At 44.1% G+C, this 16,635-nt stretch carries 15 protein-coding genes; all 15 read right to left on the bottom strand.

Annotation, left to right across the window (positions count from 1 at the left end; all coding sequences use genetic code 11):
- Positions 1-139: 139 nt before the first annotated feature.
- Entirely contained in the window at positions 140-223 is an 84-nt protein-coding gene (locus AR334_RS30720) for a putative holin-like toxin (protein WP_367576351.1), read from the bottom strand.
- A 496-nt stretch (positions 224-719) separates the two neighbouring features.
- A complete protein-coding gene (locus AR334_RS01285; protein ID WP_066304092.1) occupies positions 720-2,501 on the bottom strand; it encodes a glycoside hydrolase family 3 protein in 1,782 nt (593 codons plus the stop codon).
- A gap of 17 nt (positions 2,502-2,518) precedes the next feature.
- Entirely contained in the window at positions 2,519-3,391 is an 873-nt protein-coding gene (locus AR334_RS01280; protein WP_253701150.1) for an endonuclease/exonuclease/phosphatase family protein, read from the bottom strand.
- 780 nt (positions 3,392-4,171) lie between these two features.
- On the bottom strand, positions 4,172-4,546 hold the full coding sequence (locus tag AR334_RS30715) for an FAD-dependent oxidoreductase (protein WP_066304088.1): 375 nt from the start codon (positions 4,544-4,546) through the stop codon (positions 4,172-4,174).
- Entirely contained in the window at positions 4,543-4,761 is a 219-nt protein-coding gene (locus AR334_RS30710) for an FAD-binding oxidoreductase (RefSeq protein ID WP_066304086.1), read from the bottom strand. The genes AR334_RS30715 and AR334_RS30710 overlap by 4 nt, the downstream gene beginning before the upstream one ends.
- Before the next feature lie 28 nt (positions 4,762-4,789).
- A complete protein-coding gene (locus AR334_RS01265) occupies positions 4,790-6,247 on the bottom strand; it encodes a CoA-acylating methylmalonate-semialdehyde dehydrogenase (RefSeq protein WP_066304081.1) in 1,458 nt (485 codons plus the stop codon).
- 115 nt (positions 6,248-6,362) lie between these two features.
- Positions 6,363-7,550 carry an iron-containing alcohol dehydrogenase gene (locus tag AR334_RS01260; protein WP_066304079.1) on the bottom strand — a complete coding sequence of 396 codons (1,188 nt, stop codon included), beginning with the start codon at positions 7,548-7,550 and terminating at the stop codon, positions 6,363-6,365.
- A 91-nt stretch (positions 7,551-7,641) separates the two neighbouring features.
- A complete protein-coding gene (locus AR334_RS01255; RefSeq protein WP_066304073.1) occupies positions 7,642-8,442 on the bottom strand; it encodes an SDR family NAD(P)-dependent oxidoreductase in 801 nt (266 codons plus the stop codon).
- Between the two features lie 80 nt (positions 8,443-8,522).
- Positions 8,523-9,353 (bottom strand): carbohydrate ABC transporter permease, encoded by an 831-nt coding sequence (locus tag AR334_RS01250; RefSeq protein ID WP_066304072.1) that lies wholly within the window; start codon positions 9,351-9,353, stop codon positions 8,523-8,525.
- A complete protein-coding gene (locus tag AR334_RS01245) occupies positions 9,350-10,270 on the bottom strand; it encodes a carbohydrate ABC transporter permease (RefSeq protein ID WP_253701149.1) in 921 nt (306 codons plus the stop codon). The genes AR334_RS01250 and AR334_RS01245 overlap by 4 nt, the downstream gene beginning before the upstream one ends.
- Positions 10,271-10,380: 110 nt before the next feature.
- Positions 10,381-11,790 (bottom strand): ABC transporter substrate-binding protein, encoded by a 1,410-nt coding sequence (locus AR334_RS01240; protein WP_066304071.1) that lies wholly within the window; start codon positions 11,788-11,790, stop codon positions 10,381-10,383.
- An 11-nt stretch (positions 11,791-11,801) separates the two neighbouring features.
- Complete coding sequence (xylB, locus tag AR334_RS01235) at positions 11,802-13,316, bottom strand: xylulokinase (RefSeq protein ID WP_066304069.1); 1,515 nt, start codon at positions 13,314-13,316, stop codon at positions 11,802-11,804.
- On the bottom strand, positions 13,313-14,350 hold the full coding sequence (locus tag AR334_RS01230; RefSeq protein WP_066304067.1) for a zinc-binding dehydrogenase: 1,038 nt from the start codon (positions 14,348-14,350) through the stop codon (positions 13,313-13,315). Before AR334_RS01230 ends, xylB begins: the two co-directional genes overlap by 4 nt.
- Before the next feature lie 38 nt (positions 14,351-14,388).
- Positions 14,389-15,831, bottom strand: coding sequence for an FAD-binding oxidoreductase (locus AR334_RS01225; protein ID WP_066304065.1), 1,443 nt, complete (start codon positions 15,829-15,831; stop codon positions 14,389-14,391).
- A 62-nt stretch (positions 15,832-15,893) separates the two neighbouring features.
- Positions 15,894-16,628 (bottom strand): GntR family transcriptional regulator, encoded by a 735-nt coding sequence (locus AR334_RS01220; protein WP_172799137.1) that lies wholly within the window; start codon positions 16,626-16,628, stop codon positions 15,894-15,896.
- Between the last annotated feature and the right edge of the window lie 7 nt (positions 16,629-16,635).

Here is a 16,635-nt window from a genome sequence, read left to right as displayed (position 1 = left end):
TATAATAGGAGTAAGAAAATCATATTCTAAAAAAAGACCAAACATGCAGCCACATGTTCGGTCCAGCAATAGACGGTTCCCTCAAAGGGAATCGGCTTCCAAGCGGATGATCCACCCGAGCCACTAACTCAAGGGTGGATTATTTTTTTCGGTTAAATGACAGGATGGTTACGATTAAACTGGCAAAAGCAATCGCAAACATCAATGATTCAAAAACTGTCACCCAGCATCACCCCCTTTCGTTTTGGGAGTGTGCCGACCACCCTTGAGAAACCCTATTCTATTGCCATTCAAGTATATCATCTACACAAGAAAAAGAACATACATTCCCCTAATTATTTCTCACCTACCATTTAAGAAATCTCAAAAATTTCCCAACAATAATAGGCAAATAGAATCGTTTTATCCGTACTAATAAGAAGTGTCTTGCCTTACCCTTAATGGACTTTGGGAGGATATTGATTAACTGCTGTCGAAAAGGACATCCATTCTAACCCATATTATATAGATACTTACGGCTCCATTATAAGTTTACTCATTACTTATGTGATTCTACTTATTTTTAATAAGGTTGCGAAAATGCCAATAAAATCAATAGGGTTTGGTTTAAACCAGAAGGCTATTATTTTTGTTTTTACCGGATTTTTCCAACAATTGAATGATTAGAATTTCTAACAAAAAAAGCTGAAGACTCCATACAAGCCTTCAGCTTTTATAGATTAATAGGATAATCCATCACCGAATTTGGCTACTTCCGGAATCGTTACCGGAAGCTTTCCAGACGGATTGACTTCACCCGCCAGCACTCTGGCCAAGGCATTTACTGATACGTCACGGTCTCCATAGGTTGCTAGATAGGCATTTACATTTGGAAAGGACATTAAATCATATGGGTTGCGAATCGCCGCAACAATGACCGGCTTGCCGGTTCCCTGCAACGCCTTTACCAGGTTTTGCTGTGCCGCATTCGTATTGGCGTTATACGTGGTCACAATGATCTTGTCTGCTTGCTGGGCAGACGCTACGGCACTATTTATTTGCGCTGCTGTCGGTGAAGCTGCGGTTGCATAGTAACTTGTATTAAACCCTTTATTTCCAAGCTGTCCGGAAAGCATGTTCGGTTTACCTGTTGATGGTCCGGTGATAAAAATCTTGTCCGTATTTTTAAATGGAAGCAGATTGTTTTCATTTTTTACTAGTGTAATGCTTTTATTGGCAATTTCATCTGCAGCTGCCAAATGTTCGGCTGTTCCGATATTGGCAATGGCCGATTCAGGTGTATAAGGATTATCGAATAACCCCCGCTTGAATTTATACTCTAGAATTCGGTAGACCGATTCATCGATACGCTTTTCCGAGATTTCTCCGCTTTGGGCAGCGGCCAGCATTCCATTATAGGCAACCTCTACATTCGGCGGGTTTAGGAGAATATCAGCACCAGCCTTGAATGCTTCGACTGCCACTCGGTCAGCAGGTACAACATTCGCACCTGACATTCCAAGGCTGTCGGTAATAATCAAGCCTTTAAACCCAAGCTCACCGCGAAGCAAATCAGTAAGAATCGGCTTTGATAGAGTCGCAGGCAGACCGGACGGGTCGAGTGCCGGAACAACAATATGGGCAGTCATAATCGCATCGATGCCTGCGTCAATTGCCGCTTTAAACGGTTTTAAATCGACATTATGAAGTGTTTCCAAATCATGATTTATAATTGGCAGTCCATAATGGGAATCGACTGCAGTATCACCATGTCCCGGAAAATGCTTGGCAGTCGCGATTAAATTTTTGTTTTGGTAAGCCCCTACTTGGGCGACTGTTAATTCTGAAACCAAGCCAGGATCTTCACTAAAGGAACGAACCCCGATAACTGGATTGGCCGGATTGACGTTTACGTCCGCCACCGGTGCAAAATTCATATTCACGCCAATCCCTTTTAATTCTGTGGCTAAAATAGCGGCAGAATTAGCGGCGAATTGGGAGGAACGAGTCGCTCCAAGAGCCATATTCCCCGGAAACACAGTTCCAGGGTTTACCAGACGCTGAACAATCCCGCCTTCCTGGTCGGTCGAGACGAACAGCGGGATAGGCATCCGCTGATCCATGGCGATTTTTTGAATCCCGTTCGAAAGGGCGTTAGTCTGTGCTGCATCGAGTGGAGTCAACACATTATCCGTCCAATTAAAATAAATGACACCGCCGACATGGTATTTTTCAATCACTTCTTTAAAGTTTTTCCCGCCGCGATTTCCATTCAGATTGGTAGCTTCATAATTTGGATCTGTCGGTGTTTTTCCATAGACATGGACAATGAACAGCTGGCCGATCTTTTCTTCAAGTGTCATATGCTGAAGTTTGCTTTGAATCCAGCCGTTCTTGGCTTCTCCTTCTTTCCAGCCCGGTTTTGTTGGGTCCTGCCAGCCGGTGGCACCTGCTGAAAAGGGCAGGCACAAACAAAATACCGAGATGATGGCAACGATTGAAAACAAGCGATTCTTTTTCATCGAAATTCTCCTCCTCATTATGGCTGATTTCCGCGAATTAACGTAAGCTCAGCGATGACAGGACGATGGTCGGACGCAAGTGTATCAATAACTTTAGCAGACTTTACGCCAATGTTCGGTGTTGGCATGATATAATCAATTCTATTGTTTGGCGCTAGCGCTGGGTAAGTATATCCGGGTCCGTCGTTCGTTAGGGCCCAGGCATCAGTGAATTGCGCAAAGAGCGGCTGAAGCTCGGGGGCCTTGGGTCCGGCGTTCATGTCACCTGCCAAAATACTGTATTCATGCTGCCCCGCATATTGCAGCATATCGGCTACTTGCATTTTCCGCACAGTCGGATCGGAACGGTAGTCCAAGTGCGTGACATAAAACCAAACCTTTGCACCCTTTACATTTATCAACGCTTCTAGAAATCCTGGTGCGGGTTTCGGAACCGGATTGGGCTCCTGTGTTGATAGTCTCGCAATTTCACGATTAGTCGCTTCAATAATCGGGTATTTACTTAACACCGCCACGCCAAATTCGCGGCGCGGATCCCCATCATTTAGAGGGTCCAGGCTGTAAATTGGAGCGAAGAAATAATACATGTCAAGTTCATTGGCCAATATTTCAATATCGTTTTCAAATAAGCTTCGTGCACCCCAATGGACATCGACTTCCTGAAGTGCAATGATTTCCGCACCTGATTGGCGAATCGCCTCTGCCGTTCTTTGAATATTATACTTCCCATCAGAGCCGGCCCCGGCTTGAATATTATAGGTCATCACCTTTACATCCACCGTACGTCCCGGTGCCGATTCCCCCATGGCATAACTGGCTGATCCGAATAAAAATGTAAACGAGGTCAAAAATACAAAGAAAAACCAAAACTTTTTAGCGGCCCAATTCATAGAAAGACAGCCTCCGATTCTGTAATTTTAAATTCTTCTAAATGAAAGATTGTTGAAAAACTACTAAATGTGTGATCCGAGAAGTGAAAAATAAGGAGAATGTATGTTGAAAAAATCTAGGGAGTATCCGGATACGGGAGCAACATCGCTAAAAACTATCAATTATATTGATTAGAAAATTCCCTCCTTTTTCCAAAATGTGTCACTCAATGCAAAATTACCAAATTGTATGTATGGTCGTCTATACAACTATAGAACCAAAATAAATATTCCCCAATCTGGCACATAGTCCATTTTACCCGTAAAAAAAGAAAGCCGATGAACATATTTCTTCGGCTTTGTTGGGTATTCTTCATCTTCTTTTAATTGAACTAAAAAGGGCTGACCACTTGTTACAATTTCAGCCAAATAGAAATGTAAGATGACATAATATTATTATCATTTTTAATGTTTTAGGAATAATGTATTAGCTGCTATTCAAGGATGGATTTTTATGTTGAATGTTAGGATATAGTTACTTACTATATACCTCCCGAGTTTTTCTTAAAGGATTATATAGTGAGATATCTATGTCAATGTTTTCGTTCATTGCTAGTTTAGCAGCCAAAACACCTACATATGGTCCCATTGTTTACCCTGATGCCCCTAGCCCAGTCGCAATAATTAATCCTTCTATTGCTTGAACCGATCCCCTAACAAAGGTAAAATATTCGGTCCTACTGGTCTGAATCCAATTCTTGTTTCATGTAAAGTTCCATCAGATAACCCCGGTGCCACTGATTATGCTTCTTCTAATACCTCTTTCATTCCAGCTGCAGTTACACGGTAATCAAAGCCTGAACCCGTTTCCCTAGTAGCGCCAACCACTACACGTGAATCATTAAAACTCACAAGGTAGTGACTACTTTGTGGAAGAATCACAGGCCATTTAGAGGTATCCTGTCCTGGCAGCTTTAAATGAACAATTTGACCTTTTTGCGGTTCAACTGGAATGCTGATACCAAAAGGAGACAATATCTCCGAAGTCCAAGCTCCTGCAGTAATGATAACAGAATCAGCTGATGTTGAATCACCATTTACATTTACACCTGTTACTTTTCCGTTTAATACACCTAAGCTAGCCTCACCGGAATAATACTTGGTACCGTGCTTCATTGCTCCTCGTTTAACGATGAATAGAAACATGCTCCAGCATTGGCCAATATATACCAATCCTCATTTTCAACACTTGTGATCCAGCGACAAACAATACCTGCTCCGGCTGCTGTACCTTGGCCTTCATGATTTTTATCAACGACAGTACCTTCCGCCCCTGTTCTTGCTAAATAATAGGCTGTACTTGATCCTACAATTCCTGACCCTATTACCACAATTTTTATTCGACCACTACTTGATGATTTACCATCTAGCGGTTAGCATTTTTCTTCTTGTGTAGAATTCCACACCATCAGGGCCGTTGGCATGGAGATCTCCGTAGAAGGAGTTTTTCCAGCCTGAGAACGGGAAGAAAGCCATTGGCGCCGGGACTCCTATGTTTACACCGAGCATACCGACCTGGATCTTCTCTCTAAAGTAACGGACATCAGCACCATTTTTCGTAAACAGGCAGGCGCCGTTTCCAAAATCAGACTGATTCGTTAAATCTACAGCTTCTTCTAAACTATCAACCCGAACAATCGACAATACCGGGGCAAAGATTTCATCTTTCCAAATTTTCATTTCAGGTGTCACCTGGTCAAAGATGGTCGGCCCGATAAAATATCCTTCCTGATGATAGGCTTCGTCCTTTCGGCCATCCCTTACCAAAACGGCTCCTTCCTGAACACCCGTCAGGATGTACGATGCTGTCCGCTCTTTATGCTGTTGGCGGATGACCGGACCTAAAAAGACCTCTTCCTCCATCCCGTTCCCTATCCGAATCTGATCGGCTGCCTCGGTTAATTTTTCAATCAGAGGTTCTGCGACTTCGCCAACAGCGACCACCACTGAACAAGCCATACATCGTTCGCCTGCAGACCCATAGGCGGCACTGATGATTTCTTTAACGGCTTGATCTAAATCAGCCTCGGGCATTACAATCGAATGGTTTTTGGCACCCGCCAAAGCCTGGACCCTTTTGCCATGGTTTGCCGCTGTTTTGTAAACATATTCGGCGACCGGTTGAGAGCCGACAAAAGAAATCGCCGGAATATCTTTATGCTCTAGTAATCCATTAACCACATCGTGAGCGCCGTGGACGATATTGAACACACCGTCTGGAAATCCGGCCTCCTTCAACAGTTCAGCCAAGCGATTGGCCAGCAGCGGTGTCCGCTCCGACGGTTTCAGGACAAACGTATTCCCAAGTGCTATCGCTAACGGGAACATCCAGCATGGTACCATCATCGGAAAATTAAACGGGGTAATCCCGCCGACCACTCCTACCGGGTAGCGGTACATGCCTGATTCAATGTTTGTCGCGATGTCCGGAAGCTGTTTACCCATCATGAGCGTTGGCGCACCTGCCGCGAACTCCACACACTCGATGCCGCGCTGTACTTCACCATAGGCTTCCTTGAAGCTTTTTCCGTTTTCCTTGGTGATCAAAGTCGCCAGCTCATCCCAATGCTCAACCAATAATTGCTGGTATTTGAACATGACTCGCGCCCGTTTAGGAACTGGCGTCTCACTCCAAGAAGCAAACGCCTCTTTGGCTGCAGCGACGGCGGCATTCAAATCCTCTCTAGTGGAAAAAGGGACTTCTGCTAAAATTTCTCCTGTCGCCGGGTTTGGTACTTCTTCATATCGTTGGGTCTTCGCCTCAACCCACTGGCCGCCTATGAAATTCTTCAAAACCTTAACTTGAATAATAGACATCGATTCTTCCTCCTAAGCTCAAAAACTATATCATCATCGTTTTAATACAATATCACAGTAAGGTCACATCCCTAGTGCTTCCACCGCATTAAACCGCTGGGGTACTGAGCCCCTTTTAGACCGTCATGTATTGATAGCATGTTTGATAGAGGCTGATGATTTCTTCTTTGGTTGGTACTTTTGGGTTGTTCGCTGGACTTCCGCTGGCCAGGGCATCTCCTGCCATTTTTTCGAGGGCTGCTTGGAATTCTTGTTCGGGAATGCCCCAGCTTTTTAGATCCGGGATATCCAGGCTCCGGCACATTTCCTTAATTCTGTGAATGACTGCGTCTGCTTTCTCAGAAACATCCCCATCAGAAACCTTATTCCCTTTTTCAAAGAATAATTCGCAAATCTCCGCCAATTGTTTCGTACAAGACGTTTTGCTGAACTCAAGAACAGCCGGAAGCAACATCGCGTTTGACAGCCCATGCGGGACATGAAAAAGCGCACCAATCGGGCGGGACATCCCATGGACCAGGGTGACGGAAGCATTCGAAAACGCCATCCCCGCCTGCAGGGAGCCTAAACACATCGCTTCCTTCGCATCTAAGTCAGTGGGATCATGATAGGCTCGCTCAAGCGAGCGAACAATCAGCCCAATCGCCGATTTAGCCAATGTGTCGGTCATCGGATGCGCTTTCTTCGATAAATAGGCTTCAATGGCGTGGCAAAGGGCGTCACCCCCGGTCGCTGCCACAATCTGCGGTGGAGCAGACTGTGTTAAATACGGATCTACAATAGCAACGGCCGGCATAAACACCGGGTGCTTAATCATCATTTTCACATCAGTCGATGTATTGGTAATCACCGTTACATCGGTTGCCTCTGACCCGGTGCCTGCTGTTGTTGGAAGAGCAATGTGGGGAACCCTTGGCTGGGTACAGTCTTTTTGGCCGCCCATATAATCCCCGATATAGCCGCCATTCTTCTCGAGGACCACAATCGCTTTAGCCGTGTCGATGCAGCTGCCGCCGCCGAGCGACAGCACTACGTCACATGCCTCACTGTAGAGTATTTCAAGCGCTTCGGCAACGTATTGATCGGTTGGCTCAGAAGCCACCCCACTATAGACAACACTTTCAACGCCTTCTGCCGTCAGCAGTTGTCGCAATTCCGCTACATACCCAAGCTTTGTCATGACCTCATCGGTAATAATCAGTGCCTTTTTCCCCTTGGCAGCCGCCTCCTTTCCTGCCTGCCGGAAAGACCCGCATCCGTATAAAACTTTTTCCGGAGTATGAAATACTGCAAAACCTTCCATTCCATTCACCTCGTTTAATTTCTGCTATGAGGTCAGTCGCCCACTGCATTAATGCCTTACCTGATTGGGGGCTTAACCCGTTTTTCCAACACTATATATCCGTGGCATGCACCCCAGGTTTAAACATATTCGTCAGCCCAGTATCAATAAATAGTTCCTGTCCGCTGATTGCTCCCGCAAGAGTACTTGCAATAAAGAGGCAGCAGAAGGCAATTTCTTCAGGATGAATAAACCTTTTTTGCGGGACGTGTTCTAAAATTAGCTCCTCCGCCTCATCGTTAGGAATATTGTGGATCCCAGCGATACCCTGAACGAGTTTTTCCTTCATCGCTGTATCAGCCCAACCTGGACATAAGGCATTTACCGTAATACCATCCTTGGCCAATTCCAGCGCCCACACTTTGGTCAAATTCGAGACAGCTGCCTTTGTTGAGGAATAAAGACTGTAAGTTTCCAGTCCAATTTTTGCAGTCATGGAAGAGAGGTTTATGACCCGCCCTGTCCCGGACTTTCTCAATTTCCACACAAGATTTTTTGTAACCAACATGGTGCCTCGAACATTAATATCATAGATGCGATTCCAGTCTTCGATACGAATACTCTCTAGCGGCGACTTACTTATGATTCCAGCGTTGTTGATGAGCACATCGACTGTTCCCCATGTATTCTCCATCGCTTTAATGATTGAACTTTCCTCGATAACATCCACTTCGAGATACTGAAATCTAGAGGGATATTCATCCAACAATTGCTTTACCTCATCTGTTAGATGAATATCCCAATTACTTACGTTAGCCCCTTTTTGCAAAAATGCCTTACTTATAGCTAACCCGATTCCGCTGCTTCCACCCGTAACAACAACGTTTCGCTCATTAACATCTAATTCGAACATAGCCCAATCATCTCCTGCCTGCTGCTTGCTATTCGACTTAATCCAAGGCGTGTCTGACACCACTTCGGAGCTACCGCCGCCTACCCTTTTACTGCCCCTGCTGTAAGACCTTTAATAAAATACTTCGTAACAAAGGAGAACAAAACAACCATCGGGACAATAATCATGGCGGCGCCTGCAAGCAATTCCCCGCGCTGTAGGGAGGTCGACTCTTTTATACCTGCCAATCCGATAGGAATCGTTTTATTCACTTCAGAAGAAACCATCATGAGTCCAAACGTATAGTCTGTAAAGGAAACAATAAACGAAAATACCCCTACGCTGATGACCCCTGGAATAAGCAAAGGCAAAATAACGTGGTACAAAGCCTGAAATCGACTAGCCCCGTCCATCCAGGCACTTTCCTCCAGCTCAAATGGAATCGTCTTGAAAAAGCTATTTAGCATCCAGACACCAAACGGCAGCGTCATTGCAATATGGGAGATGGATAACCCAAACAATGAATCGTCAATACCAAAGGAAATGAACATTCCTAACAGCGGAATCGCCAATAACATTGGCGGCAACATATAACCGATTAACATGCCGTTCAGCATCAAATTTTTTCCACGAAAATGAAAACGAGTCAGCACATAGGCGATGAGACTTGAAAAAATAACCGTAACAACGGTTGTAGCAATCGCTACTATGAAACTATTCTTATAATACAATGGGAAATTTGTCTCATTCCATATATTCACAAAGAAGGTTAAATCAAATGAAGTTGGCAATAAAGAGGTGCTATTTTCAAAAAACCCCTTGACCCCACGTAATGGCGATATCGTAATCCAATAGATAGGAAAAAAAGAATAAAGAAAGACAAAAGCTGCCAGAATGTAGATGGTTATTTGGGAACGTATGCTTTTTTTCATAGGCTGCTGTCTCCTTTAATAGAAATTCCTTGATTGAGAGCTGATAATTGCTCTTGCGCCTCCGCAGCTTCCCGCTTCTTTAATTGCTTATCCTTCGGTGAATAGTTTGTCATTTTTAAATAAACATACATGATCACCATCATAATGACAGCAGAAGTAACGGCCACCGTAGCGCCATACCCTACTTCGTTTAGCTTGAACGTTTTTAAATATATATAGATGGGAAGGGTTTCCGTTTTTTCAAGCGGTCCGCCCCCCGTCAATAACCACACTAAATCAAATTTATTGAACATCCAAAGCCCGCGAAGAAGGACAATCGTAATTAACAAGTCTTTCATCATAGGAATGGTAATTCTCCAAAATTGCTGCCAGCCATTTGCCCCATCCAATGTCGCACTCTCGTACAAATCATGTGAAATTGTCTGTAATCCCGATAGGAAGACAAGAGTGACAAAAGGAGTCCATGTCCAAACAGATAATAGAATAGAAGTGAGCATAGCAAGATCCATAGATAGGAAATTAATATTACCTAATCCTATGGACGCCAATGTTTTATTGATAATCCCAAAGTTCGTATCGAGAATCCATTCCCAGCCCATCGTAACAACAATTACTGGAATAATATATGGAACAACTGATACTCCTCTGACAAAATCCCGTCCCTTAAATTGTTGATTAAGGATTAAGGCAATGACAATACCAATAATGATTTGCAAAAATATCGAACCAAGTGCATAGACTAAGGTTTGCCATAGATCACGCCAAAAACGCATATCCGATAAGAGATTCAGATAATTCTCCAAACCGACAAACGTTGGGATTCCTACAAAGCTTGATGCTTCGTAGAGGCTATAGCTGATCGCAAAGCCTGTAGGGATAATAATCACGAATGTGAATATTAATAGACCGGGTATCAAAAAAAGGAGTACCAGGGGGATATCTCGTTTTGAAAGCTTCCTTTCGATCGTAACCGCCTCCTATTTGTAGAAGAGCCAGGCAGACTTCGAGAATCTGCCTGACTATAACTCTATTTCTCTCCAACTAACTTTCGAATTTCGTCTGCAATCTCTTCCACTGCCTTTTCAGGATCTTCATTATTCAATGTCACTTTTTGGAATAGCTTTGGAATTAAAAAGGCTTCAAACACTTTACCAGGACGTGCATCGGTTTCAGGACCATCCGAGTCAATGGAGTGCAGCTCTGCATTTTTCAAAAGCTCATACTGAGGCTCCACACCTGTCTTCCAATACTTCGTAATGACTGGGTTAGAACGCCATTCTTCGCTGTTATAAATAGATTCCTGAGCTGGGAAGTAATGAACCCCATCCGTATGCAAGAAGTCATTAAGCTTTTCCTTATAGAACCATTCCACAAACTTCTTTGTTTCATCTGTATGATCAGTCTTCAAGACAGCCAATGAATCATAGCCTAGTGTAGCGGCTACACCATTTCCATCCTTCATAGGAATACCAAACACTTCAAATTTATCCCCTAAATCTGGATTTTTCGCTTCCAAAATGTCAACTAATCTACCAGAGTAGAAGGTCATACCTACCTGTTCGGAGATAAAAGCTTCTGTCATCTCGGCATAAGACGCACTTGTTGCTTCAGCCGGCATGTATTGATGAAGTTCTTTCAGCAGTTTAAGAGACTCGACCACCTTCGGCTTCATTTCCGCTGAATCTAGAATGACCTTCCAATTTTCATCAAAAATACGGACATTATTGGCCCACAATAAGCTGCTTGTTAGCCAGTTTGTGGCTCCATCAGAAGATAACGGCATAATTAAACCGTATTTATTATTGGCCTTATCCGTTAATGCCTTCGCAACGTTAACTAATTCATCCCATGTTTTAGGAACAGATAGTCCCTTTTGCTTTAACCAGTCTGTTCGTACGTAGCCATATCCTAAGTTGTAATCATATGGAATCCAATACGTTTTCCCCTTGATGGGGAATAAGATATGTCCGTCGTAGAAGTCTTTCTTACCGCCAAGGGTTTCAATGATATCGTCCACCTCAGCTAATTTCCCCTGCTCCTCTAAAATGGAGATATGTCCAACAAAACCAGTAAGGAACGCACTATATTGGGCAGAAGTTCCATAGGTTGCATTGATTTTTGTAAAAATATCCGCTAGCGGCACGGCTTCTGCTACCACTTTGACCCCAAATTCCTTTTCGTACTCTGCCCCTGCTTTCTGAAGAACATCCATTGTTTTTGGTCCTGTTTCAACTGAAGCAATTCTAATGACGGTTTCGCCTTTCTTCCCTGTTTTTTCTTTTGTTTCTGTCGGTTCAGCTTGGCTGCCTAAACATCCAGAAAGGATTCCTGCTAGTAAGCTACCTACCAAGAATAAAAGTAACCATTTTTTCTTCATAAATTTTACACTCTCCTTTGTATAGAATGCCTGATGATAGGCAAATTCCCAATATTGCAAAAATTCCTCCCCTAGGAACTAAACTGCGAGAGCCTGTGTGACAATTCATAGGTACGTGAATGTAATTCTTGGTAGATGGAAAATAACTCTTCATAAACACCGATATTTTTCTCCTGAGGTGAAAGGTTATAAATGACACTTTCAGCAGCCTGAGCGGCTTCTTTTAAGTCAGCAAACCAGCCGATTCCTGTAGCGGCAACCAAAGCTGCTCCAAAGGAGGCATCGCTGCTGGCAGGAACCTCTAATTCCACATTTAAGATATCAGCAATAATCTGCACCCATTCCCGCCCTTTGCTGCCTCCGCCAATAATCCGCATCTTCTTCAAACGTTTATCAGGAAATTGCAGGCTGCAATCCTTTAAGGAAAAACCGACCCCCTCCAAGACGGCTCTGGCAAAATGGCTTCTGGAATGGCGGGCGGTACATCCAAAGAAGCTTCCTCTTAGGTGTGGATCCCAATGCGGCGAGCGTTCGCCATTTAAGTAGGGTTGGAAAATTAACCCATCTGACCCTGGTTTAATTAATTCAACCTGTTTCATAATCTCAGGATATATCGATGGAACCTTCATGCTATCCTCAAACTCTTGGAAAAAGCTTTCCTTAAACCAGCGGAAAGAGGCAGCAGCAAAATTGGTTGCACTATTCTGGTAAAATAAATCATCGACAAGATGATGATAGGTCGTTAGTTTTTCATTCTTAGTAACCGTGTCAGTAACTAGGCAAAAGTTACCGGCAGTTGCTAGCTTGACGACCCCATCACCATCCTTGATCGTACCGCATCCATAGACCTCAGCAGCCGTGTCCGCCGTGCCCACAATTATTCTGGTCTGCTCTGATAGCCCAAGCAAATCAGCGATTTCAGGCAAAATGGTACCGCAATCATCCGTAGGCGGTAACACCGGAGGGAATGCGCTTTCATCTAATTCAACCAGCGAAAGCAGGAATTCAGACCATTCTTGTTTTTCAATGTCATACAAGAGCGTGCCTTCCGCCTCGATATAATCGGTAGCCATACGCCCGGAAAAACGATAACGGACATAATCCTTCATAAAGAGGATTTTATCGATTTTTTCGCACTGTTCCGGCTCATACTGCTTCAGCCATAAAAGATGGCTGAGCGTCCAGGTCGGATTCGGTGCATTATAAGTAAGTTCAAATATTTTCTTTCCATATAATTCGTTCAGTTGCTTGGATTGTTCACCAGAACGCTGGTCATTCCACATAATCGCCGGGCGGATTACCTGACGATCCTTATCAAGTAATACCGCAACATGATGCGGGGCACTAAAACTGAGCGCCTTAATATTCTTCCTTCCCTGAGGACCTAATTTCTCCGTTGCTTTGGATACCGCCTCAATGGCTGCCTTCATCCACGTTTCAGGCTCCTGTTCCACCCACTTAGGATGGGGATAAAGGGATGGATACGGGACACACGCCTCTGAATAAATGGTTCCATCGGTACGAAGACAGGTAACCTTACATCCGCCTGAACCATGGTCAATTCCTAAAACGTATTGTTCATTCATAGCTTCTCATCCTCGTTTGAAATTGAAATGAGGATTTTGATGGCATCCTCGCCGTTGTCAATCGCTTCAAACCCTTTCACAATGGCCTCTTCCAGTGGAACCACCTTGCTTATGAGGCTGTTTAGGTCCAATCGCCCTGACGAAAGCAATTCGATAGCTTGGTCATAATCTTCCTTCATATAGACCCTTGTTCCGACAAGCTGCAATTCTTTTGCAATAATGCGGTACACATCAAAATCGGCTTTCTTTTTCGGTAAACCCGCGATCACAACGATTCCTTTTGTGCGGGCCGCTTCAATACAGGTAACGATCCCATTATTGGTCCCTGTTGCTTCGATGGCAGCATCCACACCGCATCCTCGGGTTTTTTCATGAATTTGATCCAGAAAATTCGCTTCGGTCGGATTCAACACTTCAAACCCTAATTGATGGGCGACCTGTATTCGGTACGGATTAATTTCCGAAATGAATACGTTTGCTCCTCTTTGTTGGGCAGTCAGGGCGGTAATGATGCCAATCGGACCGCCGCCAACCACTAATACCGTTTGGCCGGCTGAAATATTTCCTTTTTCCACGGCATGGACACATACTGCAAGCGGTTCGATTAAGGCTCCAGCCTGCATCGAAATCGTATCTCCCAGCGGGTAAACCTTGGACTCTGGAACTTTAATATATTCGGCAAACGCCCCGTCACTATCAATGCCAATTAAGTTGAAAGCAACCGTGCAAAGATTGTAGACCCCTCTCTGGCAGCTGTCGCATTCGCCGCAGGAGGTAATCGGCTCAACCGTTACTCTGTCCCCTTTCTGAAAGCTGGAAGAAGGTCCGGCTTCGTGAACGGTTCCAGAAAATTCATGGCCTAGTATGACAAAAGGCTTTGTCCGTTTGGTCATCCCGCCGTGATAGGCTAGCGTGTCGGTACCGCAAATCCCGGCATAGGCCACTTTAATCAGGACTTCCCCCGGCCCAATCTCAGGTATGCCTTTTTCTTTAACGGCTAATTCATTGGGGCCTACATAGCATAAGGCTTTCATAACGCCACTCCTTTTTTAAAAACTAATAATCTCCTAGATTACCAAATGCCGAATCCTAACTTCCCTGGATTCATGATCCCTTTAGGGTCGATGCCTTTTTTAATATTTAATAACACATCAAACATATCGCCATAAAGCTCCGGCATGAGATAGCCGAGTTTGAAACCGATCCCATGATGCTCATTTAATAGTGCGCCATTTTCCAGATTAACCCGTGAACATTCCGCCCAAATCTGGTTATGTAACCGGAATAATTCCCTTGAGTCTTCTGGAGGATTGGCAATATAGAATCGGTCATAAATCATCGTCCCCCATGGATACCAATGGGAAAAATGGGCCATATACTCCGCGTTATATTCCTTATACTTTTCTTCTACCAATCGTTTTTTCTCATCGTAAAGCTTATGGATTTTGTCATAGGTGGTAATTGTTTCTACTGTTCCATATAAAAGCGGATAAGACGGCTGCAGCGGCGGGCGGTAGAAGTCATACCGGGTATTCCACCAGTATAATCCCGGTTCTTCACCTAAATCCGTCCCCTCATTTTCAAGGCAGATTTCTAACACTTTTTTCATCTGTTCGGTTGCGATACTTTCGAATCCATCCACCATGAGAACCATATTGACGCCTTCCGCTTCCATTCCGGTTCCCTTTAACGATTTTTTGGTAGAGCCTGGATCATACAGCCGGATGACGGCAGGGTTTAATCGGTTGAGCATGATTTGCCGTCCTGCTTCAATGCCATCGTGAATATCGTTAAACTTAATCATTCTAAATAAGCGTGTTTCCGGCAACGGATCTAAGCGGATACGAATTTTTGTAATCACACCAAGCGTTCCTTCTGAACCGACAAATAACTGCAGCAACCCCGGCCCGGAGGCATGGTTTGGAACAGGGAGTGTCTCTACGATTTTTCCATCTGGCAGGACCACCTCTACGGATAGAACCATGTCTTCGGCTTTGCCATATTTCGTGGACATGACACCAGAGCCCCTTGCGGCAAGATATCCTCCTAATGTGGCGATATCAACCGAGGATGGGTAATGAGATAGCATGTATCCGTGTTTATTGAGTTTATTTTCGAGGACACGTCCATTGATTCCCGGCTGGGCAGTTAAAACGAGCGACTCTTCGTCAATATCGATAATTTTGTCCATTCGGGTGAGATCCAGCACGATTCCTCCATACATGGTGGCTGCGCCGCCCTGCGTTCCAGAGCCTCCTCCTCTAGGGACAACTGGCACCTTATAGGTGTTACAGATTCTCATTACCTTCGAGACTTCTTCGGTCGTTTCCGGCCTTACGATAAAATAAGGCAACGGCAGTTCTTCGTTTTTTTGCTTCCACATATAGGTCAGCCAATATTGATCAATCGCCAAATCCTTTTGCGCATCATTCACCACATCTACTACATTTTCAGGACCTACTGCATCCTCAAGCTCTGATCGGAACATCTCCAGAGCGTACCCTTTTAAATTCAAAGTAAGATTCCCCTCTCTGTGTTTCTATTTTTTAAGAAGCCCTTTTGAAAAATAGGGCTCCGTTATTCGCTGGAAAGACTGATCGTGTAGGAGAATTTATCTCCTCTGAAAAAAGAGTGCAACAGCTCTACTGGATTTCCATCATGAAGGTAGGAAATTCTTTCAAAAGAGAAGTACGGAATGCTTTCTGAAATACCCAGTATTTTCGCTACTTGGTCGTTCATGACCGCTTCCATTTGCTGTTCGGCATTTTTTATGGGCTTGTCGATATTTTCTAAGTAGGAATAGAACGATTGATGTTCGAGATCGACTGAGGCTAATTCTGGGACCTGATATTCGGGTATGACTAATTCCTGAAAACCATAGGGAATATCATCAATATATCTGATCCGCTTGATGGAGAAGACTCTATTAATTTTACGGATGGCTAACTTTTGGCACTCTTTGTCTGTAGGGGCTCTTTTTTGGAATTCTAGTAGTTTTGATCTTGGGTGCAGGCCAATTTCGAGCATATCCTGGTGAAACCCTGTTATTTTATTGAGGCTTCGTTTTAATTTTACATTTCCTACAAACGCTCCTTTACCTTGGACGCGATAAACTAACCCATCCTTCACTAATTCGGTTACAGCATTTCTGGCTGTCATTCGAGAGACGCCGTACTTGACTACAATTTCATCCTCGGTTGGAATTTTCTCATCCTGTTTATAGTTGCCGCTTACAATTTGGCTTCGGATGTCATGAGATATTTGAATATAGATTGGCATTTGAGTATTAACAAAGGTTTTCATTTTTTCCATATCGTAA

The sequence above is a fragment of the Bacillus sp. FJAT-29814 genome (assembly GCF_001510715.1).
Taxonomy (GTDB): Bacteria; Bacillota; Bacilli; order Bacillales; family Cytobacillaceae; genus Neobacillus.
The sequence above is the reverse complement of the archived record's forward strand: the minus strand, read 5'-3'. Positions and strand labels throughout refer to the sequence as shown.

Coding starts and splice junctions, on each gene's coding strand:
- AR334_RS01285 (WP_066304092.1), bottom strand. CDS start 2,501: ATGAAAAAGAATCGCTTGTTTTCAATCGTTGCCATCATCTCGGTATTT.
- AR334_RS01280 (WP_253701150.1), bottom strand. CDS start 3,391: ATGAATTGGGCCGCTAAAAAGTTTTGGTTTTTCTTTGTATTTTTGACC.
- AR334_RS30715 (WP_066304088.1), bottom strand. CDS start 4,546: ATGAAGCACGGTACCAAGTATTATTCCGGTGAGGCTAGCTTAGGTGTA.
- AR334_RS01265 (WP_066304081.1), bottom strand. CDS start 6,247: ATGTCTATTATTCAAGTTAAGGTTTTGAAGAATTTCATAGGCGGCCAG.
- AR334_RS01260 (WP_066304079.1), bottom strand. CDS start 7,550: ATGGAAGGTTTTGCAGTATTTCATACTCCGGAAAAAGTTTTATACGGA.
- AR334_RS01255 (WP_066304073.1), bottom strand. CDS start 8,442: ATGTTCGAATTAGATGTTAATGAGCGAAACGTTGTTGTTACGGGTGGA.
- AR334_RS01250 (WP_066304072.1), bottom strand. CDS start 9,353: ATGAAAAAAAGCATACGTTCCCAAATAACCATCTACATTCTGGCAGCT.
- xylB (WP_066304069.1), bottom strand. CDS start 13,316: ATGAATGAACAATACGTTTTAGGAATTGACCATGGTTCAGGCGGATGT.
- AR334_RS01230 (WP_066304067.1), bottom strand. CDS start 14,350: ATGAAAGCCTTATGCTATGTAGGCCCCAATGAATTAGCCGTTAAAGAA.
- AR334_RS01220 (WP_172799137.1), bottom strand. CDS start 16,628: ATGGAAAAAATGAAAACCTTTGTTAATACTCAAATGCCAATCTATATT.